Here is a 21,969-nt window from a genome sequence, read left to right on the forward strand (position 1 = left end):
CACGCACGCTGATGAAGCGGTGCTTTCCTGTCGCATCTGAATCAGCTCTTCCGGCCAGGTAAAGTGTCCAGCAAGTGTCCGACGAACGTCAGACTGGATCATGCGGTCAGCTTTCCTGTACAACGGCCTCTTGGTGAGGCCAGACCAATCACCCCCGAAGACGGGGTGGGATTTCAAGCAGTGGGGACCTGCGGGTTTTGTTGACACCCTACCGGCTTGAGAGAAGATTTCAAGCCCCCCGAAGGGACCCCTAAGTGCTCTGGTTGTCGTGTTAGTGTCAGCTCAAGGCGCTTGATTCAGATGGGCGCTGACCCCATAGTCGGGACTGTAAAGGTTCAAAACGGCCCGGAGGCGATTCCAATGAGCCCGTCCTACATGAGTGATGACGCGCTCATCGTGGTGGATGTCCAGGATGATTTCTGTCCTGGTGGTGCCAGGGTTTTCGGTGAAACTGATGCGTGAGGCAACCCGTCCAGTGGATCCTGATAGCATCAAAAAAGTCCTGGAACGTCATAAACAGCAATTGATTAAGGTGTATTGGAGTAATCGGGGCAATGACTGAGGAAGCAGATCCGGATACCTGGCGCCAGCAACTTCTGGATTTCCGTGACGAGATCGAGGCACTGGAGCGTGATGAAGCCGATTGCGCCGGCACCGTGGAGCTGGATCAGCAGCGCATGGGACGTCTTTCGCGCATGGATGCGCTCCAAGGGCAGCAGATGGCGCAGGCCTCGGCACGGCGGCGCAAGGAAATGCTCACGCGCATTGAAGGTGCACTGCGCCGGGTTGAAACCGGCGATTTCGGTTACTGCTTCGTGTGCGGTGAACCCATTGGAGCGAATCGCCTCCGTGTCGATCCCACAGTGACACGCTGCATTGACTGCGTTGAGGCGTAACGGCCCCGATGCCCAATCCTGACCCAGGCACCACGCATCTGCTTTTTATCGGGTTGCTGCTGAGCTTGAGCATCCTGGCGGATGTGGTTGCTACCCGCACACGTTTGCCCCGCATTTCCCTGCTGGTGTTGATCGGCGTCGGTGTGGCCGCCTTCCAACAGGGTATCCTGGGGCAAGGGGAAGCCCGCCCGCTCGGAGAGCTGAGCGAACCTCTGATCAACATTGCACTGGTTATGGTGGCGTTCCTGCTGGGTGGTGAGCTGACGCTGGAGCGGCTGCGAACAACCGGGCCTGTCATTGTTGTACTTTCCGTGAGCGTAATTGTTGTGGGTGCCATTGCAGTGGCATCCGGGCTCATTGCCATGGGCTATCCGCTTGCAGTCGCGTTTTCGCTGGCGGCGATATCCGTTGCTACAGATCCTGCCGCGGTAAGCGAGGCCATCAGGGACAGTGGTCAGGAGGGCATCCAGGTTCAGGTAATCCAGGGCATTGTAGCCATTGATGATGCCTGGGGTATCCTTGTTTTCGGGCTCGCCATGGCAGGATTGGGCTTTGTGACATCCGGTGATGCAGGCGCCGCAACTCTGCTGACAGCCGGTTGGGAACTGGGTGGAGCCGTGCTTGCAGGTGTGCTGCTTGGTGCTCCGGCAGCTTGGCTCACGGGTAGGCTGCGCCCGGGTGAACCTACCCAGGCCGAGGCACTGGCCCTGGTTTTCCTGATCGCGGGGATCACCGAATACATGCACCTGTCATCACTGCTGACGGCAATGGTGGCAGGGTTCGTGATCGTCAATACATCTTCCCACCATACGCGTTCGTTCGCGGAGATCGAGCACATTGAATGGCCTTTCCTGGTCTTCTTCTTTGTGCTTTCCGGTGCGAGCGTTGACTTTGATTATCTCGGCTCAGCAGGGATGCTGCTTGCGGTCTACATCGGACTCCGGGTCCTGGGGCGTTACGCGGGTGGACGTGCGGGTCTGGCGCTGCTTGGCCGGCACGGGCAGAGGATGAGTCGTGATGTGGGGCTGGCGCTGACGCCGCAGGCCGGTGTTGCCATGGGTATGGCGCTTTTGGCCGCAGAACGTCATCCGCAATACGGCAGCCTGATCGTGGCTACCGTGGTGACTTCCACGATTGTGTTTGAGCTGGTCGGTCCACTGCTGGTTAAGCGTGTGGTGTCATCTCCCGGGTAGTACCATTGGCGCCGCCACTTCATTGCGTTTGGCCTGACCGCATAGGTGTTCAACCAGCGTCAGAGCGAATTCCAGCGCAGTCCCTGGCCCCTGGCTGGTAATGCAGTGGCCATCAACGACCACCCGTTGTGAAATCCGGGACTGATCGGAGAGCCGGTTCTGGAAGCCGGGGTGGGCTGTTGCGGCCCTGCCCTGCAGCAGGCCGTTGGGTTCCAGCGCCACCGCTGGGGCGGCGCACAAGGCCGCGTAAAGCCTGCCCGATTGTCTCTGGGCCTGCAGCATTGCGGCCAGTGACTGGCATTCACCGAGCTTCTGGGCTCCCGGCATGCCGCCTGGAAGTGCAATCAGATCGAAGGTGCGGCCGGTGCAATCGGTGATTAGGGCATCCGCCGTGATCCGGGTTTGGCGGGCTGCCGTCACAGCTGGGTCAGCGTGAACGCTGGCTACAGTCACATCTACGCTTGCCCGCCGGAGCACATCAATGATGGTGACGGACTCGATATCTTCGCTGCCGTCGGCAATGGGAACCAGCGCCGTTACGGTCATAGCATCTCCTTTTCGGAGGTATTACAGGCTTGCCTCAATGAATGTGGGACCAAAACCGAAATTCCACAACAGGCCAGTGGTGGCAAGTGTGCTGACCAGCAGCACAAGTGCGAGGGTCAGGATCCCGCCGCAGTAGACCATGGATTGTTCTTTGCTCATCCCCATTACCACGGGAACGCCCTTCCACATCAGCCAAGCGCCGTAACAGGCGGCTGCCAGCAGGATCATCGCATTGCCCCAGGGATCCGGGTAGAGCAGGGTCAGTCCGGCAATGTACATGGGCGTCAGGGAATAGGCCACGAGCGCCAGAGCGTTGTTGCCGTTATCCCGCTCCGCCGCGCCAAAGGTGGTGGCCATCCAGTTGATGCCATAACCCAGGGCAAAGCTGCCTGCAATAATGGCCAGGTAGGTCAGCACCGACAGCTGCATGGCGCTGTCCGGGGTCAGCATGATGACGCGGTCACCGATGTTCCAGCCGGTTTCGACAGTGCCGATGTAGGCACAGACCGGCCCTATGGCAGCTAAAAGCAGGATGTAGAGGCCGTAGACCGCCATTGGCGTGGGTTTTTCCTGTTTGATGGCGGCCCATTCCGTTTCAGGGCGGAAGAGCATGCCTATCGCGTGATTAAGGATCATGATGCAGTTCCCTGTTTTGTTTTTGGTGAAGCAGAGCCAGCACGGCCCAAAACAGCTGACAGTGTAATACACCAGAGTGACAGTGCGGGAAGCAGTCCGCTGCTGCATTGCGTTATATCAAGACAGCTGTTGAAAGCAGGGTCTGGTAGACTGCACGCCCACCTCAGAGGAGTTCCGGATAATGGTGGAGTTGGCACTGTACCAGATCCTGCTTGCCAATCTTGTCGTGCTTGCCGGCGCCTGTCTTCAGGGTGTGGTGGGTTATGGTGTTGGCACCCTATCCGCGCCGTTGCTGTTTCTCATCAGCCCGGTCCTGGTGCCGGGACCGCTGACACTCAATGCCACTCTGCTTACTATCATGATGCTCGTGCGCAACCGCACAGCTGTAAGAGTACGCGAGGTGCGGATCGCCATCGGGGGCGGTGTGGTTGGAACCTGTCTGGCGGCGGTCACGCTCATGGCGGTGTCACCGCGTGGGTTTGAGCTGATTTTCGGGGTTCTTATCCTGGTTGCCGTGGGGCTGAGCGTGGCGGGCTGGCGTCCGCGTCTGAGCGGGCGCAGCAGCGTTCTGGCAGGCATGGCGTCCACCTTTATGGGCACCATCACGGCAGTTGGGGGACCGCCTATTGCCATGATCTATCAGAACGAGCGCGGCCCACTGGTGCGTGCCAACATGTCTGCATTTTTTCTTTTCGCCAGTCTTCTGAGTCTGAGCGCGTTGGCATTTTCCGGCTATCTGGGTGCGCGTGAATGGCTTCTTTTCCTTGTTACCTTTCCCGGTGTTATTGCTGGCTTCCTGCTGTCAGCTCGTCTTGTGGGGCGTATTGATGGCGAGCGTCTGCGCGGGTTGATTCTGGGGGTAGCCGCGCTTGGCGGGGCGATCGCGTTGGTTCGGGGCCTGTTGATGTAGCGTTCAGGCCCGGTCCTTCTGCTTCAGCGGGGAGTGGTGTGGCCCGCAACCGCCTGCTGGTAGGCCTTTTCCGCCTCCTCGGCCAGCTCGTCCAGCCCCTGCAGATGGCGGCTGTTGTCCTGCTGCCAGGGGTGGAAGCTGTATTTGAAGTATTCCAGCCATAACGGGATCTGGCGGCGCAGCAGGCCGGGGCGGCCGAACAGGGTGTTGAGCACCGTAAGGTGGCCGCGCCAGCCCTCGCGCTGGCAGGCCTCGCTGGTGGCACTCATCTGCAAGTAGAAGCGGGTAACGTTGGCCCAGAAGAGAGTGGTGGCGCGCAGCATGCCCACCACCCGGTGCGCATAGGCCTGCGGACCGCGCCCCACGCATTTCTCCCAAACGTCGTAGCAGACGGATTTGTGCTCGACCTCTTCCATGGCATGCCACTCCCACATGCGCCGGTAATCCTCCTGCGAGCCCTCCAGGATTTCCGGGTGGTCCAGCAGGAAGCCGCCCATCAGTGCCGTGAAGTGTTCCAGCGCAATGGTCTCGCACAGCAGGTCCTGGCGGCTGCCGTGCTTCTTGAACCAGTCGAGCATCTGGCGCACATGCTGGTCGAGGCGCCCTGCGGGCAGCCCGGCGTCTTCCATGAGCTGGTTGTATTCGGCGTGCTCGCGGCTGTGGTAGGCCTCCTGGGCGATGAAGGCAGAGGCCGCCTTGCGCAGGTCCGGGTCTGGGATCTCATCCCGGTAGGCGCGCACCGCATCGATGAACAGCCGCTCCCCGGCCGGGAAGAACAGCGACAGGGTGTTCATGAACTGGCTCAGGTGTGGGCCCATGGCATGCCAGTCGTGGATGCGTTCTTTCGGTGGCAGGAAGTGCAGATCCCGGCGCTCGGGAATAACCATGTTGTCCTGCCCGGCATCCGATGTGTGCTGATCGTTGGTGGCGGTGGATGTGGCCATGGCACGTCCTCCCTGTTCGCTGGGTCTTACACTCACCGTAACCCGGCGTTGTAATGGGGCAAGACTGAGGTGACGCGGGTAAGCGTCAGACTGGCGAGCGGGTGGAAAAAGGCCCGGGTGAACCGGGCCAAGGGGTTGGAGAACTTTTGTCGTCCCGAAGATCAGTGATGGGTGTGGTGATTGTGACCTTCCCCGGTCATCGCCTTCTGATAGGCTTCTTCGGCTTCTTCGGCCAGTTCGTTCAGGTGCGCGATGTGGTGGCTGTTGTTCTGCTGCCAGGGATGGAAACTGTATTTGAAGTACACCAGCCACTCGGGAATCTGGCGGCGCAGTACACCCGGCTTGCCAAGCAGGGTGTTGAGCACGGTCAGGTGGCCGCGCCAGCCTTCCTTCTGGCAGGCGTCGCTGTTATTCACCATCTGTAAATAGAAGCCCACGACCAATGGCCAGAATATGGCGGTGGCGGCGCTCATGCCGAAGGCGCGCTTGAGGTAGGCGGTGGGCCCCCGCCCAATGCACTTTTCCCAGACATCAAAGCACACCGCCTTGTGCTCGACTTCCTCCATGGCGTGCCACTGCCACATCCGGAGATAGTCGTCCTGGGATCCCTGCATAACCTCGGGATGATCCAGCAGGAAGCCGCCCATGAGTGCGGTGAAGTGCTCCAGGGCAATGGTGGCGTTGAGCGGCATACTCTTGGGGGTGCGATCCTTGAGGAAGTCCAGCAGAGACCACACGAAAGCGTCCAGCTTATCCGCCGGAAGCCCTTCCTCCTGCATCAGTTTGTTGTACTCGATGTGTTCGCGGCTGTGCATGGCTTCCTGGCCGATGAAAGCGGTGGCGGCCTTCTTCAGGTCCGGATCCGGGATCTGGTCACGGTAGGAGCGCAGGGCGTCGATGAAAAGCCGCTCGCCGGCCGGGAAGAACAGGGAGAGGGCATTCATGAACTGCGTCATGTGCGCCCCCTGGGCATGCCAGTCGTGGATGCGCTCCTTTGGCGGCAGGAAATGCAGGTCCCGGCGCTCTGGCATTACCATACCGTCGTCGCCCGGGCCCTGGATGTTCTCGTCGGTTGCGTGTTCTTTGGCTGCGGTTGCGGCTGTCATGGCGGCCCTCCCCTTGATGATTGTCAGCCTCCATCAGTATTACATTGATGAAAGTCACAATGCTCAATGTAACAGTATTCGGGGGTGCAGCAAGTCTGAGATGACGCAATTGGACGTCATATCAGTCAATCACGTGGGTGGGCGATACAAGGTTATTCCGTGTGATTCTGGGATTCGGGGAGGTTGAGATGATCCAGAATGTAAGCCAGCCGATCGCCCAGATGCCGATCCGCGGCTTTCTGCATAGCCCGTGCTACTTCCGGCAGTACAGCCATCTCCACCAGCGGACGAAGGCGCCAAATCAGCTGGGCGAGCTCTTCGGACTCACCAGGGGGCGGCAGATTCTGGCCGTAGCGGCTGAAGATGTGGCGCTCCACCAGCTTGACCATCTCCTCGGCTGCCTGCTCAACGTTATGGCGGAGGTAGGCTACCACATCCAGCATATCTTCAAGCGGGATGCCGGTCTTGGCCAGTTCCGAGCCGGCGTGCAGAATGCGTGGACTTGGAATGCGGTAGCGCCGGCCCTCGGGAATGATGAGCTCCAGCTCTTGCGCGCGCTTGAGCGCACGGCCCATAAAAATGCTGCCAAAGCGCTGTACCAGTTCACGTTTCGTGAGGTATTCGGGCAGTTCGTCCGACCAGGGGCTGACCACGGCCTTCTCAAGCCCAAGGATGTGCTCGATGCCGTTGCCCTTTTCCCAGCTTTCCATCAGTTCGGCGATGTTGTTGAGCGTGTAGCCGCGTTCCAGTAATCGGCCGATGATGCGCAGCCGCGAAAGATGGGTCTCGCTGTAGATACCCTTACGTCCACGGCGTTCCGGGGGCGGTATGAGGCTGCGCTCCTGGTAGACCCGGATATTGCGCACCGTCATGCCGCTGGCGCGCGCCAGCTGGTCGATGGAAAACTCGCCGGATTCCTGATTACCGCTCTGCGCCATGGGCGGTCTCTGGCCGTTTCATGAATGAAAACGGCATTTTAGCGCGGAAGCCGGGGAAAGAATAGCGCCATCTCACCATTGTGTGATGGCGCTGTGGTTAGTCGAAGGGTTCAGCGGCCGCGCTTGCGGCGCCACAGATAGCGGACGGACAGCCAGGTGGCGCTCAGACAGAGCAGGGTGCCACCGCTCAACAGCGCCAGGACCAGAGCATACCAGGCGACGCTGCCAGGGTTGAGTACCGGGAAATCCAGGCTGTGCAGGCCATTGTAGAGCCAGCGGTTGAGCCGGGTGAGCGGCGTTGAGTGCTGGAGCACCCCGCCGGTGGCTGGATCAATGTAGAGACGGGCGCCGTCATCATAGGTTGCGCGGTAGACCGGCAGGGTGGGTTGTTCCCCGCCAATACGGGCTGCCCGGCCTGCGTAGTAGTAGGCGTCGTACGCGTTCTGCTTCCGGAAGGCGGTTAATTCACTGTCCCCGGCCTTGGCGGCCTCCCTGACCCGGTTTGCCGGCAGGTTGCCGTCCTCTCCCACGGGAGCGGCGGCCTGCGAGGCGGGGTACAACTGTTCGGCCCCGCTGGCGTCCATGGTGCGGTAGTAGCGTTGACCATTGAACCGGTGCAGTTGCAGCTCGCGGGGTGTAGCGCCTGCAAGTCCGCCAACCTGTGCTGGGGCACTGGCCTGCTCATGGGTTGCCGGGCTGCTGTGGCCCAGGCGCTGCCCCAGTGCCGGGTCCCGGTCCGCCGAGGTCCAATAGAAGGGGGTCATCGACAGCAGCCCGCTGAACACCCAGGTTGCCGCCAGTGTGCCAAAGGCCAGACCCAGGTAATGGTGCCACCGGAACAGGCCCTGGAGGGGACTGACGCCGCCCCGGCGCTTATTCCAGCGCATCAGCATGAGCCCCAGTATGAGGCCACTGAGGGTGGCCAGGGTCCCGATGCCGGAAACCCAGAGCACGACCTGGCGCCAGACGCCGCTGAGCTGGCGCAGCTGGGTCGGGTAGATCCAGTGGATAACCGGGCCGGCGTAGCCCCAGACCCGCTCATGGAAGGTGGTGCTGTGGATGACTTCGCCGGTAGGGCGTGAGAGGTACAGATGGGTTCCGGCGTCATCCGCCAGTGCCACGCGCCAGAGTGGCGCCGGGGCGCGGACGTGGCTGTTCACCGTCCACTGATCCGGCCCATCCAGCCGCGTGACCGAGGCCACGGCGGCGCCACTGAGTTCACGCGCCCGCTTACGGGCTTGTTGCCGGTTCAGTGGTGGCGCGGGTTGGCCGGTGTCGGCGAAGGCGCTGCGCCATTGCCCTTGGGCGTTCATGGCATGGATCCGGGGGCGCTCGCCGGGCTGGTTGATCCGCAGGGCCGCGGGTTCTTCCAGATTCAGCGCGGCCAACGCCCTGGTGGGCGTTGCCGCGAGCTGGCCAGGGTCCATTGGGGCGAGCCACGCCATGCGATCACTGGCCGGGGTCCGTGGGTAGCCCTCGAACATCATGACGATGCCCGAGGCGAACCACAGCAGCAGGATCAGGCTCATCGCGAGCCCGAGGTAGCGGTGAACCGGGATGAGCCAGCGCAGGGTCCGTTTTTTGAGCCAGCCTGCCATCAGAAGCTCCGGCTGTACTCAAGCTGAACGTTGCGGGGCGGGCCCAGAGTGTCCTGACGGTACGGCTCGCCATCCGGGGGCGTCACCTGAGCGACGCCGTTGGCGTACTGCTGATCCCTCAGGTTCTCCAGGCGCAGGGTGACCCGGTTGGCGCCATCGACCCCGAACTCACGCCAGGCACTGGCGCTCAACAGGGTGTAGTCGCCGTAGGACTGCCTGCCAATGTCCGCCGTGCTTGTGGCCGCGTCGCCGGTGTGGCGGGCGTTGAGCTCCCAGCCCTGATTGTCGCCCTGCCAGCTGAGCGTGGCGTTGGCGTGCCATTCGGGGATATCAGCGATCTGCTCATCGCTGCCACCTTCCCGCGCATCGGCCCAGGTGGCGTCCAGATCCAGCTGCCAGCCGCGGTCATCGCCCAGGCTGAGCGCGGCCTCAGCGCCGTGGACCCGGACCGTCTGGTTGCTGTTGGCGTACTGGCCATCGGCAACCTTGATGAGGTTGTCGATCTCGCGGTAGAAGCCACCCAGTTGCCATGTCACAGGGTTACCGATGTGACCGGTCAGCGACACATTGCTGTTGATGCTCTCCTCCGGTTCCAGATTTTCATTCCCGGCCGGGAAGTCCTCGTCAATCACGAACATCTCAAAGGCCGAGGGCAGCCGGAAGTTGGTGCCCACGCTGGCTTTCAGGTGGAGGTCTTTGGGGAGCGGCTGCTTCAGGCTGATGTTCCAGATGCTGTGGTCATCGGCGAAGTTGGAGTGGTTGTAGCGGGCGCCCAGGGCCAGGTGGGTACTGGGCGAGAAACTCAGGTGGGGCCGATACTGAACAAAGCCCGCCGTAACGGCTTCGGTCTTGCCGTCAATGCGCAGCGAATAGTCCTCGCCTTGATAGCGCTGGTAATCCACGCCGCCCAGAAGCTGGGAGCCGCCATCCGTGGTGTGGCGACCGGTCAGATTGACGCCATAGTCATCGAACCCCCATTCGGCCCGGTCGTTAATGAGGTTGACGGTGCCGTCCCTGTCCATGCCCAGGCGGGTGTAATCGGTCCACCAGTCGTGCCAGTAGGCTTTGATGAAGTAGCCGTTGCGTTCGTTGACCTGATGATCCCATTTCAGGGAAACAATGTTCTCATCGCGGTCGTTAACGGCCTTGAAGTTGCTGTTGCCCCGGGCAAAATCGGCTTCCACATCGTTGCGGACCACGAGGGCTTTTAACGACTTACCCTCGCCCGCATCCAGAAGGTAGCGGCCGCCGTAGGAGCTGCGGGTGAAGCCACGCTTCTGACGCCGGGCGCTTTCAAGCAGCTCACTGTCCCGGTAGGGGCGGTAGCCGTCCGAATGGTCGTGTTCGCCAAATACCAGCCACCGCCCGTACTCGTTGCGATTGCTGACATGGCCGGCAAGGCGGCGGTCGCCTAGTGATCCGAGCGCGCCGGTGATGTTGCCCCCGGAGTCCTTTTCGGGCTTACGCAGGACAATGTTCACGACCCCGGCCACTGCCTGGGTGCCGTAGAACAGGCCCTGGCCACCTTTCAGGATCTCGATGCGCTCGACCATATGGGTGCTGATGGAGTCCAGTGGCGAGGTGCTGCCGAAGAGCCGGTTGTTGATGCGCACCCCATCCACCAGCCAGAGCACGTCCTGGCCGCGCGAGCCCTGGAGGTGGACGTCCACGTAGTCGCCCCGGCCGGTCTTGGGGTCCAGATAGAGCCCTGGCACGTTACCGCGAAGAGCCTGGCCAATGTCGCTGACACCGGTCCTGTCGAGTTCTTCACTGTCGATCACTTCCAGTTCAGCGCCGTAGTCGGATAACTCCGAGGGGAGGGTTTCCTCCAGGGCCGATCCCGGGACCACCAGCTCGTCCAGCGTCATGTGGTGATCAGCCGCGATCGCAGTCATTGAGGGCAGAAGCAGGGATAAAAGAGCGAGTACTACGCCTGATTGTTTCATTTAAGGTCTCCATACACTGAGTCCATTAGTGATGGAGCCCTCACGCGGGCAGGCCGACAGGCGGAGCAGCGGTTGTAATACCGCCCCGTTGGTGGCCCGAACACCTTAGTCGCGAAGGCTCGGCTTCCGGCCCATCTGTGCCATGGGTCGGGCTTCGGCAGGTCTTCGGACTCAGGGGCGGGCGCCAATGATTGGCGCTGGCCTTGGATCACGGCTTCCCATCCGGTTTGGACAGTGCCCGGGGGTAACCCCCTGTGATCCTTGTTCCCCAATACCGCTGCGCGTCAGTCCCGGACTCTCACCGGGTTCCCTTGCGCTCGTGATGGAGCGCTGACCGAAGCGCTGGGGAGGCTAGGGCATCGTGTGACGGAAGTCAAAAACCGCGGATGAGTTGGTGGCGGTTTGACCAGGGTGCCCCAATCCTCTAGCATTCACACCTCTCTCGTCTCTGGGTGGCCGGCATTTGTTCAAATGGCGGCTGAAACGGGAACCCGGTGTGATTCCGGGACTGCCCCCGCAACGGTGAATGCTGCGCGCGGATCATCCCCGCCACTGTGATGATGTCATCATGGGAAGGCGATCCGCCCGAACCAGACTGGTTCCAGCATGAGTCCGGAGACCGGCCCAGGGGAACAGTATCGCGCAGTGCGGGCGGCACAGCGGTTGAGCGCTCAGGGTTTGAGCATCATGCGTTCCGAAACCCCGGAAAACAACGGTCCCCTTCGTCAGGGGCTCTCCACGGGAGCTTGTGCTACGGCTGCTTCGGTAGCGGCGGCTCGTGCGCTCCTGATTGGCAGCGAAGACCGGTGCGTGCGTATCCGCCTGCCCCGGGGCCAGGAACCGGCTATGACCATCGAGGATTTGACCGTAGCTGGCACCAGCGCCAAGGCAGGCGTTATCAAGGATGCCGGGGATGATCCGGACGCCACCCATGGAGCCCGGCTTTGGGTCTGTGTGGAATTGATGGGCGAAACCGGGGTGCAATTCCGGGCTGGCGAGGGCGTTGGAACCGTGACCCGCTCCGGACTGCCCGTGCCTAGAGGTGAGCCGGCCATTAACCCGGTGCCACGGCAATTAATTACCGAGCACCTGCAAGACCTCGCCGCTGAAACGGGGTTCGCGGGGGGCTTCAGCGTGACCGTGGGCATCGACGACGGCGAGGCCATCGCCCGGAATACCATGAACGGGAAGCTTGGCATCCAGGGTGGGCTCTCCGTTCTTGGCACCACCGGCGTGGTAAGACCCTTCTCCTGTTCCGCCTTCATCGCCTCCATTCACCAGTCTGTGGATGTGGCCCGGGCTAACGGCCTGACTCATATCGCCGGCTGTACCGGTGGTACCAGTGAATCCTTTGCCCGCTCACACTTCGGTCTGGAGGATGGTGCCATTGTGGAGATGGGGGACATGTTCGGGGCTCTGCTCAAGTACCTGAAAAAGCATCCACTGCGCCAGGTAACGCTGGCGAGCGGCTTCGGCAAACTGAGCAAGTTCGCCGCCGGTGAGCCGGACACTCATAGCCGTCGCTGTGCGATTGATTTTGACTTCATCGCTGATGAGGCGGTGGCGGTTGGTGCCGGCCAGGAGCTGGCTGAATGGATCCGCAACGCCAACACCAGCATCGAAGCCCTGGAAGCCTGTCAGAACTCGGGGATTCCCCTGGGCGACCGCATCGCGGGTGTGAGTCTGGCGCGCGCGCGTGATTATCTGCCTGGTGATCATCATCTGAGTGTCTGCGCTGTAAGCCGCCGGAGTGAACTTGTCGGCTTCGCCGAGGAGGCGGGATGATCGCGGCCATTGAACTCGAGGGATTGCGCAAAACCTACAAAGGTGGTCAGTCAGCGCTCGACGGCGTGGACCTTAGCGTTTCCGGTGGCACCTTCCAGGGGCTTCTGGGGCCTAATGGCGCGGGCAAGAGCACGCTGATCGGCTTGATGACCGGCCTGGTTCGGGTCGAAACCGGTTCGGTACGGCTCTTTGGTCATGACCCGGAGCGCGACCCTGTCGCTGCCCGCCGTCGGGTGGGGCTGGTGCCCCAGGAAGTGAACTTCAACAGTTTTGAGCCCATCAACGAGATCATCGCTACCCAGGCCATGTACTACGGCCTGCCGCGCCGCCGCGCCCGGGAACGTACCCGGGTGGTCCTCGAGCGCGTGGGCCTGCTGGAACGCGCCGAGCGCAAACCCTGGGGCCTCTCCGGTGGTATGAAGCGCCGGTTGATGATGGCCCGTGCTCTGGTGCACGAGCCGGAGCTGTTGATTCTCGACGAGCCCACGGCTGGGCTGGACGTGGAAGCTCGCCGCGACACCTGGTCGCTGCTGCAGGAACTCAATGCCGCCGGCACTACCATTGTGATGAGCAGCCATTACCTCGAGGAAATGCGTGATCTCTGCCAGAGCGTCGCTGTGCTCCGTGAAGGACGTCTGATCGCCAATAACACACCGGAGCGCCTCTTTGGCGCCGACGCCGGCAGCGGCACCGGTGACCAGGGCCTGGAAGCCCGCTTCCTGCGCCTTCTGGAAAAAGGCGACCCGGACGCGGAGGGCAATCAATGAATGCCACCATCCTCTGGAACGCCTACCAGGGCCTGGTCATCAAGCAGGTCCGCCGCTTCCTGCGCTCCTGGGTCCAGAACCTGTTGCCCTCGGTGGTCACCGCCACGCTGTTCATGATCATCTTCGGGCATTTCGTTGGGCGCGATCTCGGGCAGGTGGGCGGTGCTGACTACGCCGACTACATCATGCCGGGTCTGGTGCTGTTCGCCGTGGTTACCAACGCCTACAACAACACCACCCTGGCGTTCTTCGGCGCCCGGCTCCAGCGCCACATCGAGGAAATGCTGGTCGCCCCCATGCCCGCCTGGCTGATCGTCGCCGGTTTCGCCACCGCCGGCGTTCTGCGCGGGCTCATGGCCGGAGCACTGGTACTGCTGGTGGCCCTGCCCATGACCCAGCTCGAACTCCAGCACCCCGGCATCGGCCTGCTGGTGGCGGTGCTGAGCGCCCTGCTGTTCTCCTTCGCGGGCCTGCTCAACGGTATTTTTGCCCGCAGCTTTGATGACACCTCTGTCATCGCCACCTTCCTGCTGACGCCGCTGATCTACCTGGGCGGCGTCTTCTACCCCATCGACCGCCTCCCGGCCCCCTGGGACACCGTCTCCCTGGCCAACCCCATGGTCTACATCGTGGACGGTTTCCGTTACAGCCTGCTTGATGAGGGAACGATCGGGGGCGGGTGGACGTTTCTGGTGCTGCCGGTGGTGACAGGGATTACCGGGTTGCTGGCTTGGTGGCTGGTGGCAAGAGGTGTACGGATCAAGCCATGAGTCAGCTAAACGTGGACACAGGAATGTTGGTTTGTTGCCTGAGCATTCGGGTATCGCTGCCCGAACAGGGCATGAGGATTGCACATAGAGAGACGATGTAATGGACGAACTCCATGAGTATGAAAAGGACGGCGCCGCCATCTACCGCGCGTCCTTCGCGACCATCCGCAATGAAGCGGATCTTGCAGCGGTGCCGGCAGATCTCGAAAAAACCGCGGTCCGCCTGATCCACGCTTGCGGTATGGTGGACCTGATCGAGGACCTGGCGTTTTCCGCGGACGCCGCTGGCGCGGCAAAGGCAGCGCTTCAGGCAGGTAACCCCATACTCTGCGACAGCGAAATGGTTGCCCATGGCGTCACCCGCAAGCGTTTGCCTGCGGACAACGCCGTCATCTGCACCCTGCGGGACGAACGCGTTCCCGATCATGCAGTCGCCATTGGCAACACGCGCAGTGCGGCCGCCGTGGACTTCTGGGATGAGCATCTTGAGGGCAGTGTTGTGGCGATTGGCAATGCGCCCACGGTTCTGTTCCATCTACTGAACCGGTTGGCCAATGGGGCGCCTCGCCCTGCTGCCATCCTCGGTTTTCCGGTCGGGTTCATTGGTGCCGCCGAGAGCAAAGAAGCGCTGGCGGCGACTACGGACCTGTCTTTTCTAACCGTTCATGGCCGGCGTGGCGGAAGCGCCATGGCTGCCGCTGCCGTGAACGCCCTGGCCAGTGAAACGGAATGACACAATGAATGATGTATTGGCAACACCGACAGTTGGCGATGGTTACGGTCATCTTTACGGCATCAGCACTGGCCCGGGCGATCCGGAACTGATTACCCTCAAGGCCGCCCGGTTGCTCTCTGAATGCCCGGTCGTGGCCTACTTCTGCAAGCGTAGTGGCGCAGGCCGTGCACGTACGTCCTGTGACGCCCACATTACGGAAGGTCACCAGGAGCTGCCGCTGGTCTATCCCGTTACCAACGAGATTCCGCACGGCAGCCAGGCCTACCGTCAGCAGATCGAGACCTTTTTCGAGGAGGCCGCTGAGGCGGTTGCCCGGGAGCTCAGGGCGGGGCGCTCCGTGGCGGTCCTTAATGAAGGGGATGCGTTCTTTTACGGCTCTTTCATGCACATCTATCTGCGGCTCAAAGATCGCTTCGAGAGCTCTGTTGTCCCGGGTGTTGGTGCCATGATGGCTGGTGGCGCCCTGCTACCGCACCCGCTGATGATGCGCGATGACCAGCTGCGGGTGATTCCCGGAACGATGGATGAAAATGATCTACGGGCTGGCATCGATCCGCAACGGGCTACGGTGATCATGAAAGTTGGCACCAACCTGCCGTTGCTTCGTCACATCGTGAAGGATCTGGGGCTTGAAGAGCGCGCCTGGTACGTGGAAAAGGCGAGCATGCCGGAGGAGCGGGTCATGCCGCTGGTAGAGGCGCCGGATGGCAAGGCGCCGTACTTCTCCATGGTGCTGATCCCGGGACCCGGAGTGCGGGCATGAATCGGCTGGATGTGATTGGCGTGGGCCCGGCGGGCCCGGATTGGGTAACGCCTGAGACCCGGGATCTGATTGAGCAAGCGACGGATCTGGTGGGGTACGGGCCCTATCTGGACCGGCTGGCCTCGCAGCGCCATCGCTGCCATCCCTCGGACAACCGCGAGGAACTGGAACGCGCCGCTGAGGCGCTCGATCTGGCGGCGCAGGGGCGCCATGTTGCGGTGGTTTCGGGCGGTGATCCGGGAATCTTTGCCATGGCGGCGGCCCTGTGCGAGGTGCTGGATCATCAGGCACGCCCGGAGTGGGAGGATGTTGAGTTTGAGGTCCATCCCGGGGTGTCAGCGCTGCAGGCGGCGGCTGCCCGGGTGGGGGCGCCGCTGGGCCATGACTTCTGTGCCATCTCGCTGTCGGACAATCTCAAGCCCTGGTCAGTGATCGCGAACCGGCTGCAGCTGGCGGCGCGGGCGGATTTCGCCATGGCCTTCTACAACCCGCGTTCCTCGAGCCGGACCTGGCAGCTGGGCGAGGCGCTGTCGCTGCTGCGGGCGGAGCAGCCGGGGGAGACGCCGGTGGTGTTCGCGGCTGCGATCGGGCGGCCGGATGAGTGGGTGCGGATGACAACGCTGGCGGAGGCGGATCCGACCGAGGTGGATATGCGGACGGTAGTTCTGGTTGGGAATTCCCGGGGGCGGTATGTGCGTCATGGGGATCGTTGGTTTGTTTACAGTCCCCGGGATTATTTGTAGCGCCTTGCAGGACGGGCTCCGGGGAGCTCTGAACGGGAATCGCCACGAGTACGTCCCTGTAGGCTGCTCTTCCGCCCGTCGCGCTGCGCATTCCTGCTTCGCGCGCCGGTCCTGGGTTGCCCCTTAATCGGGCCAACCCCTGGCTCCAGAGCTTCCCGTTCAGAGCTCTCCGGACCCCGTCTGATACGCCTCGATAACTCTTAGTGCCTGTTCCAGCCATTGTGTAATTTCTTCTGGAGACTGGAAGGAGTGGGTGGCCGGCGGGAGAGGCGGCCGGTCGATGATGATGACCGGGATGCCGGCCTCTCGGGCGCCGTCGAGTTTAGGGTGCGCGGCCTGGCCGCCGGAGTTCTTGGTGATGAGGGCCGCGACGTTGTGGTCGCTGATGAGGCGGCGTTCGTCCTCGAGGTGGTAGGGGCCGCGGTCTTCGATCAGGGTCCATTGGTCGAATGCCGGTTGCGGGTCCGGGGCGTCGACGCAGCGCACGAGCAGGTGGCGGTCGGCGATGCCTTCGAAGGCTGGGAGACTGGTTCGGCCGGTCGTGAGCCAGAGGGCGTCCCCGGGGGCGGTCAGTTCGGTGGCTTTGCTGGCCGCTTCATGGAGGTCGGCGACCGGGTGCCAGTCGTCGCCGGACTGGGGTTCCCAGGGTTCGCGTTCGAGTCGGCCCAGGGGCAGGTCGAGTTCCTGGCAGGCGATGGCGGCGTTGTGGGACATCTCGGCGGCGAAGGGGTGGGTGGCGTCCACCACGGCGGCGATGTCGTGCTCCATGAGCCACTGTTTGAGGCCCTCGATGCCGCCGAAGCCGCCCCTGCGGGTCGGCAGTGCCGGTGGCAGGGGGCGACGGGTGCGGCCCGCGAGTGAGTAGGTGGGGTCCAGCTCGGGCTTGTCCAGGAGCTGTTCCGCCAGTGTCATGGCGTCGCGGGTGCCGCCGAGGATCAGGATGCGAAAGGCCATGGGCAGTTGCCAGAGTCGGAAAATGGATCAGGTGTAGGATTATACAGTGAGCGCACAGAACACGTCTTGTGTAGAACCGGAGACCGACCGCTGGTTGAGCGTTGTGGGACTGTCCGAAGACGGCTGGACGGCGTTGGGTGACGGGGCGAGGGCAGCAGTGATCGGGGCTGAATTCGTGATTGGCGGGCAGCGCCACTTGGATCACCTGCCGGATGTGGCGGACCAGCAGCGCGAGGCCTGGCCATCACCGTTCAGCCAGGGGGTTGAGCGCATCCGCCAGTGGCAGGGCCGGCGGGTCTGTGTCCTGGTCAGCGGCGATCCGTTCTGGTTTGGAGCGGGAGCAACGCTTGCACGCACTTTTTCGCCAACGGTGATGGATTGTCATCCGGGTTCGTCTGCTTTCTCGCTAGCGGCGGCGCGCTTGGGATGGGCGCTGCAGTCGGTAAACTGTCACTCGCTGGTAGCCCGTGATCCGGACCGGTTACGGTCGGCTCTGGTGCCTGGTCGGCGCCTGCTGGTGCTGAGCAATGATGAACAGAGCCCGGAGACCGTATGCGAGCTGTTGGCAGCGGGTGGTTACGGGGCCAGTCGCGTGATGGTGCTGGAGGCGTTGGGTGGCCCGGAGGAACGGTTTACTGAGACCACGGCGGGAGAGGGTCTGGCGCAACCCGTGGCCCGTCTGAACACCCTGGCCATTGAATGTCAGGTCGATGATCCGGAAAGGCCGATGGCACGTGTGCCGGGGCGCCCGGGGGAGGCGTTCAGCCACGATGGTCAGATCTCGCAGCCCGAGGTCCGCGCTGTTGTCATGGCGCAACTGGCGCCGCGTGGTGGCGAGCACCTCTGGGATCTGGGCGCCGGTTCCGGTGCCGTGGCGGTGGAATGGCTGCTGGCGGATCCGGCCAATCGGGCTACTGCGGTGGAGCGCCGACCGGAGCGGGTGACCAATATACGCGACAATGGCCGTCGCCACGGCGTGGCTCATCTGGAGGCTGTTGCAGGCGATTCGATCCAGGCAATGCCGATGCTGTCACGTCCGGATGCGGTATTCATTGGCGGAGGCGCGAGCGGTGACGGCGTGATTAACAGCGCCTGGTCCGCCTTGCCCGCGGGTGGCCGCTGTGTGGCAACAGCGGTGACCACTGAGGGGGAAGCAGCGTTGCTGGCGGCCCAGGGTCAATACGGCGGACAGCTGACCCGCCTCTCAGTAGACCGAACCCAACCTCTGGGCCGGTTCAACGGCTGGAAGGCGGATCGGCCGATCACTATCTGGGCTACAACCAAACCACCACAAGCACAGGATGGAACGCCATGACGGTACATTTCATCGGCGCCGGCCCAGGGGCGCCGGACCTGATCACGCTTCGGGCAAGGGATCGCATCGCCGCCTGCCCGGTCTGTCTCTACGCGGGATCGATCATTCCGGACGAGGTGCTCGCGCATGCGCCGGAGGAGGCGCGGTTGGTCAATACGGCCTCCATGGCGCTGGATGACATCATTGATGAATTCCGGAACGCGTATGAACGGGGCCTGGACGTGGCGCGCCTTCATTCCGGGGATCTGGCCATCTACTCGGCGGTAGCGGAACAGCTCCGGCGGCTGCGCGAGCTGGCAATTCCCTATGAGCTTACGCCCGGCGTTCCTGCCTTTTCAGCGGCGGCGGCCGTGCTGGGCCAGGAGCTGACCATGCCCGGTGTCGCCCAGAGCCTGGTGCTCACGCGGACCCAAGGACGGGCCTCGTCCATGCCGGAAGGAGAAACCCTGGAGGCCTACGCGGCAACCGGCACTACTCTGGCGATCCACCTCTCGCTGCACACATTGGCTTCGGTAGTGGAACGGCTGACCCCCTTTTACGGAGAGACCTGTCCAGCAGCGGTGGTCTTTCGCGCCAGCCGGCCTGATGAGCAGGTGCTGCGGGCGCCACTGGGTCGGCTGGCAGAGGATCTGGAACGCATCCCGGAGAAACGTTCAGCGATCATCCTGATAGGGCCCGCGCTGGGGGAAACGGGCTTTTGCAACAGCGCGCTCTATGACCCCGCGCATCAGAGACTGTTCCGGGACGCCTGAGCCAGGCGCTCCAGGGCTTGCGTCAGGGGCTCGTCGTCAGGGCTTTGTTGCTTTGCGGTGCTGACCAGGGCGCGCAGTGCCTCTGGTACTTCTCCGGGCAGCAGATCTTGCGCTATCCGGTGATGTTCGTGATCGGGCAGAGCCCGGTCGCTGAGCACAATGTCATAGCGCCCGTTGCGGGCAACCAGTACCACAGGCGCTTTTCCGGGATGGGCACAGCCCTTGGGGCAGCCTGAGATATGGACAGGTGTGTTGCCGTCGAACAGTTCCGGCACCTGCTCTGCCCACCTCATGGCATCCTGGCGTGTGGCGGTGGTCCCTGAGGCGCACCCGGGCGTACCCGGGCAGGCAATGGCGGAAAGCCGTGGATCCTCCGGAGTCTGGATCAGCTCCGGTGATTGCGGAAGACTGGCCGTTGAGGCTGTCGTGTGGCTGAGGATCAGACGACGCTGGGGCGTTATTCTCACTGTTTCATTAGACATCTCCAGCCGTTCAGCGATCTGCCGGGCAGCGCTGGTACTCAGGCATCCGAGAGCGATGCCCAGAACCGTACCGGCTGGCGTGGGTCCGGGGTCCAGAGTTGGCGGGGCATCCAACGACATCCCTCCGGGGCGTGCCAGTTCACACCCCCCTGCGAAGGGAGCCTTGCCGGCTACGTTGATCAGTTGCTGCATGCGCCGCGCGGGCGTGATCACTCGCTGGCGCTCTTTGAGAAACATCAGCGCCAGATCCACCAGCACATCCACCACCCGTGAGGATGTGCAGTTACCCAGGATGGCTGCTGTCGATGCCGTGCCACCCAGTCCAATGCGGTAGCGGATGCCGTCTGGCGTTGAGACCGCGTCGGCGCGGATGTCGCCATCGGCCTGCGCCAGGTGTGTCAATCCCCCGCCATTGAGCACAAATCGGAACTTGGCGGGCAGAGTCCAGAGGCGTTCGTCATTGATGATGCGTTCGTCCAGCGTTCGGGCTTCGGGCGCGGGATCGATCAGGGCATCCGGATCGAGGTCGGCGGCGGCGCTGCACTGGATGTTGCGGGCAGCCTCTGCGGCGGGTGTTTCTGTTGCCAGCCCGCTTGCCACCAGTGACGACGTCAGCATGGCTTCAGCGTTTTCAGAGAGCCCACGAAGCTGCAGGTTGCCGCGCCCGGTAATCTCGATCAGGCCGTTTCCGTACTGCTCCGCCAGCCCGGCTACCTGTCTCAGGGCTGCTGGCGTGAGACGGCCATCCACCAGCCGGATCCGTGATAGCAGGCCATCGCCACTGGCCATCGGATTACCGGCAGAAGGGCAGGCGCCACGGCGGTAGTCATCCGGGGTCGTCATGAAACTGGTCTCGTCTAAAGTTTCTGTTGGGGCTGGGGCACCTCGCGGATGCGGCCGTGTTCATCGATTGCCACGCTGACAAACTGCGCCTCGGTAACCTTGCGGGCATGCTGTTCGGTCTGATCCCGGGTCCAGACTTCCACCCGGATCTTCATGGAACTGCGGCCGATATCCTGGAGATGGGTGTAAAAAGCCACCTCGGCGCCAAGGCGCACCGGGGATAGGAACTCCATACCCTCCATGGCCACGGTGGCGGTCCGGCCCCTGGCCAGGCGACCGGCAGCAGTGGCGCTGGCCAGATCCATCTTGTTGACCAGCCATCCCGCATAGATGTCGCCATTGTTGTTGGTATCGGAGGCCATGGTGACCAGCTGCAGAGTCAGTTCACCCCGAGGTTGCGGTTTTTCTGGTTGTGTTTTCATTGGTGTCTGTCCGATGCTTCACTCAGAATACGTGCTGTGCGGCTCAGTATAGTCACATCAGTGGTATTTGCGATGGTGCTCTGGATGCAGCCTGATATTCTGCAATCTGTACATATCTGTCTTATCCTTTGGGAGAGACATGGCCAGAGGCGCAACAATGATAAGTGATCGAGAGAATTATTCCCGCCATATCTCCCAGCGGTTCAATGAGGAGCTGAGTGAACTCAAGAACCAGCTGCTGGAGATGGGTGGACTGGTAGAGAAGCAGATCGGTGAGGCTGTGGAGGCGCTGGTCGGCAACGACGCGGAACAAGCCCAGGCAGTGCGCGACCGGGATCGGGAAGTGGATGATATGGAGCGGCGCCTTGATGAGGAAGCCATCCAGGTGATCGCGCTGCGCCAACCCGCTGCAAGTGATCTGAGATTGGTTATGTCAGTGGTGAAGATGGTGGCTGATCTGGAACGCATCGGCGATGAGGCCAAGAAGATCGCGCGGATGGCGATTGATATGGCGGATGAAATGGACGACGCCATGCCCCAGCGCCGCTTCGTGGAAGTGCGCAACATCAGCGGGCACGTCCGTGCTATGGTCCGCGACGCCTTGGATGCGTTTGCGCGGTTTGATGCCGAGAGCGCGCTCGAGGTAATGCGTGAAGACGAGTCCGTGGATGAGGAATACAAGAGTTCAGCACGGGCGCTGGTCACACACATGATGGAAGACCCGCGAGGCATAGGGCGCTGTCTCAATCAGATGTGGACTCTGCGTGCGTTGGAGCGAGTTGGTGACCATGCGGACAACCTTTCGGAGCAGGTTATCTACCTGGTCCGGGGGATGGATGTTCGCCACCGGCCTCTGTCCGAGACGGAACGCGAGCTCGAGGCCAGCAGCGACGATGCCAGCAGCGGGAGCTGAAAGCTCCCGTC

22 protein-coding genes and 2 riboswitches are annotated in these 21,969 nt (G+C 62.4%); of the genes, 12 read left to right on the forward strand and 10 right to left on the reverse strand.

Going from position 1 to position 21,969, the window contains the following annotated elements; translation table 11 throughout:
- Positions 1-554: 554 nt before the first annotated feature.
- Together AAF659_RS05955 and AAF659_RS05960 are read left to right on the forward strand one after the other, a co-directional pair.
- The gene (locus AAF659_RS05955) at positions 555-896 is read left to right on the forward strand and encodes a TraR/DksA family transcriptional regulator (RefSeq protein WP_349750801.1); all 342 of its coding nucleotides are present in this window, start codon (positions 555-557) and stop codon (positions 894-896) included.
- 8 nt (positions 897-904) lie between these two features.
- Positions 905-2,089, forward strand: coding sequence for a cation:proton antiporter (locus tag AAF659_RS05960; protein WP_349750802.1), 1,185 nt, complete (start codon positions 905-907; stop codon positions 2,087-2,089).
- Here AAF659_RS05960 and AAF659_RS05965 read toward each other — a convergent pair.
- Both AAF659_RS05965 and AAF659_RS05970 read right to left on the reverse strand, forming a co-directional pair.
- Positions 2,075-2,635 (reverse strand): DJ-1 family glyoxalase III, encoded by a 561-nt coding sequence (locus AAF659_RS05965; RefSeq protein WP_349750803.1) that lies wholly within the window; start codon positions 2,633-2,635, stop codon positions 2,075-2,077. The genes AAF659_RS05960 and AAF659_RS05965 overlap by 15 nt on opposite strands.
- A gap of 21 nt (positions 2,636-2,656) precedes the next feature.
- Positions 2,657-3,271 (reverse strand): Yip1 family protein, encoded by a 615-nt coding sequence (locus tag AAF659_RS05970; protein WP_349750804.1) that lies wholly within the window; start codon positions 3,269-3,271, stop codon positions 2,657-2,659.
- 181 nt (positions 3,272-3,452) lie between these two features.
- On the opposite strand from AAF659_RS05970, the gene AAF659_RS05975 reads away from it, so the two are divergent.
- Positions 3,453-4,181: a sulfite exporter TauE/SafE family protein gene (locus AAF659_RS05975; protein ID WP_349750805.1), complete on the forward strand. Its 729-nt coding sequence runs from the start codon at positions 3,453-3,455 to the stop codon at positions 4,179-4,181.
- Positions 4,182-4,204: 23 nt separating this feature from the next.
- Here the strand turns inward: AAF659_RS05975 and AAF659_RS05980 are convergent, their stop codons facing one another.
- The 5 genes from AAF659_RS05980 to AAF659_RS06000 form a co-directional block, all read right to left on the reverse strand.
- Positions 4,205-5,125, reverse strand: a complete 921-nt coding sequence (locus tag AAF659_RS05980) for a metal-dependent hydrolase (protein WP_349750806.1) — start codon at positions 5,123-5,125, stop codon at positions 4,205-4,207.
- A gap of 161 nt (positions 5,126-5,286) precedes the next feature.
- Positions 5,287-6,231, reverse strand: a complete 945-nt coding sequence (locus tag AAF659_RS05985; RefSeq protein ID WP_349750807.1) for a metal-dependent hydrolase — start codon at positions 6,229-6,231, stop codon at positions 5,287-5,289.
- Between the two features lie 152 nt (positions 6,232-6,383).
- Positions 6,384-7,169, reverse strand: a complete 786-nt coding sequence (locus AAF659_RS05990; RefSeq protein ID WP_349750808.1) for a MerR family transcriptional regulator — start codon at positions 7,167-7,169, stop codon at positions 6,384-6,386.
- A 110-nt stretch (positions 7,170-7,279) separates the two neighbouring features.
- On the reverse strand, positions 7,280-8,767 hold the full coding sequence (locus tag AAF659_RS05995) for a PepSY domain-containing protein (RefSeq protein ID WP_349750809.1): 1,488 nt from the start codon (positions 8,765-8,767) through the stop codon (positions 7,280-7,282).
- The gene (locus AAF659_RS06000; RefSeq protein ID WP_349750810.1) at positions 8,767-10,713 is read right to left on the reverse strand and encodes a TonB-dependent receptor plug domain-containing protein; all 1,947 of its coding nucleotides are present in this window, start codon (positions 10,711-10,713) and stop codon (positions 8,767-8,769) included. The genes AAF659_RS05995 and AAF659_RS06000 overlap by 1 nt, the downstream gene beginning before the upstream one ends.
- Before the next feature lie 139 nt (positions 10,714-10,852).
- Positions 10,853-11,067: riboswitch (cobalamin riboswitch) on the reverse strand.
- A gap of 79 nt (positions 11,068-11,146) precedes the next feature.
- A riboswitch (cobalamin riboswitch) is annotated at positions 11,147-11,355 on the forward strand.
- On the opposite strand from AAF659_RS06000, the gene AAF659_RS06005 reads away from it, so the two are divergent.
- The 6 genes from AAF659_RS06005 (at position 11,320) to cobJ (ending at position 16,277) form a co-directional block, all read left to right on the forward strand.
- Positions 11,320-12,498, forward strand: coding sequence for a cobalt-precorrin-5B (C(1))-methyltransferase (locus tag AAF659_RS06005; protein WP_349750811.1), 1,179 nt, complete (start codon positions 11,320-11,322; stop codon positions 12,496-12,498). (Overlaps the previous riboswitch by 36 nt.)
- Positions 12,495-13,265, forward strand: a complete 771-nt coding sequence (locus AAF659_RS06010; protein WP_349750812.1) for an ABC transporter ATP-binding protein — start codon at positions 12,495-12,497, stop codon at positions 13,263-13,265. The genes AAF659_RS06005 and AAF659_RS06010 overlap by 4 nt, the downstream gene beginning before the upstream one ends.
- Positions 13,262-14,035, forward strand: coding sequence for an ABC transporter permease (locus AAF659_RS06015; RefSeq protein WP_349750813.1), 774 nt, complete (start codon positions 13,262-13,264; stop codon positions 14,033-14,035). The genes AAF659_RS06010 and AAF659_RS06015 overlap by 4 nt, the downstream gene beginning before the upstream one ends.
- Before the next feature lie 100 nt (positions 14,036-14,135).
- Entirely contained in the window at positions 14,136-14,768 is a 633-nt protein-coding gene (locus AAF659_RS06020) for a precorrin-8X methylmutase (RefSeq protein ID WP_349750814.1), read from the forward strand.
- Positions 14,769-14,772: 4 nt separating this feature from the next.
- The gene (locus tag AAF659_RS06025) at positions 14,773-15,534 is read left to right on the forward strand and encodes a precorrin-2 C(20)-methyltransferase (protein ID WP_349750815.1); all 762 of its coding nucleotides are present in this window, start codon (positions 14,773-14,775) and stop codon (positions 15,532-15,534) included.
- A complete protein-coding gene (gene cobJ, locus AAF659_RS06030) occupies positions 15,531-16,277 on the forward strand; it encodes a precorrin-3B C(17)-methyltransferase (protein ID WP_349750816.1) in 747 nt (248 codons plus the stop codon). The genes AAF659_RS06025 and cobJ overlap by 4 nt, the downstream gene beginning before the upstream one ends.
- Before the next feature lie 159 nt (positions 16,278-16,436).
- Here the strand turns inward: cobJ and AAF659_RS06035 are convergent, their stop codons facing one another.
- Positions 16,437-17,231, reverse strand: coding sequence for a cobalt-precorrin-6A reductase (locus AAF659_RS06035; protein ID WP_349750817.1), 795 nt, complete (start codon positions 17,229-17,231; stop codon positions 16,437-16,439).
- Positions 17,232-17,277: 46 nt separating this feature from the next.
- On the opposite strand from AAF659_RS06035, the gene cbiE reads away from it, so the two are divergent.
- Together cbiE and cobM are read left to right on the forward strand one after the other, a co-directional pair.
- Positions 17,278-18,546: a precorrin-6y C5,15-methyltransferase (decarboxylating) subunit CbiE gene (gene cbiE / locus AAF659_RS06040; protein ID WP_349750818.1), complete on the forward strand. Its 1,269-nt coding sequence runs from the start codon at positions 17,278-17,280 to the stop codon at positions 18,544-18,546.
- The gene (gene cobM / locus AAF659_RS06045) at positions 18,543-19,298 is read left to right on the forward strand and encodes a precorrin-4 C(11)-methyltransferase (protein WP_349750819.1); all 756 of its coding nucleotides are present in this window, start codon (positions 18,543-18,545) and stop codon (positions 19,296-19,298) included. Before cbiE ends, cobM begins: the two co-directional genes overlap by 4 nt.
- On the opposite strand, the gene cobG is transcribed toward cobM, so the two are convergent.
- Both cobG and AAF659_RS06055 read right to left on the reverse strand, forming a co-directional pair.
- Positions 19,274-20,623 (reverse strand): precorrin-3B synthase, encoded by a 1,350-nt coding sequence (cobG, locus tag AAF659_RS06050; RefSeq protein WP_349750820.1) that lies wholly within the window; start codon positions 20,621-20,623, stop codon positions 19,274-19,276. The two genes, cobM and cobG, sit on opposite strands and share 25 nt — an antisense overlap.
- A 14-nt stretch (positions 20,624-20,637) precedes the next feature.
- Positions 20,638-21,045, reverse strand: coding sequence for an acyl-CoA thioesterase (locus AAF659_RS06055; protein ID WP_349750821.1), 408 nt, complete (start codon positions 21,043-21,045; stop codon positions 20,638-20,640).
- 157 nt (positions 21,046-21,202) lie between these two features.
- Between AAF659_RS06055 and phoU the strand changes: the two genes are divergently transcribed.
- Positions 21,203-21,958: a phosphate signaling complex protein PhoU gene (gene phoU, locus AAF659_RS06060; RefSeq protein ID WP_349750822.1), complete on the forward strand. Its 756-nt coding sequence runs from the start codon at positions 21,203-21,205 to the stop codon at positions 21,956-21,958.
- The last annotated feature ends 11 nt before the right edge of the window (positions 21,959-21,969 follow it).

Source organism: Salicola sp. Rm-C-2C1-2 (assembly GCF_040196175.1).
GTDB lineage: Bacteria > Pseudomonadota > Gammaproteobacteria > Pseudomonadales > Oleiphilaceae > Halospina.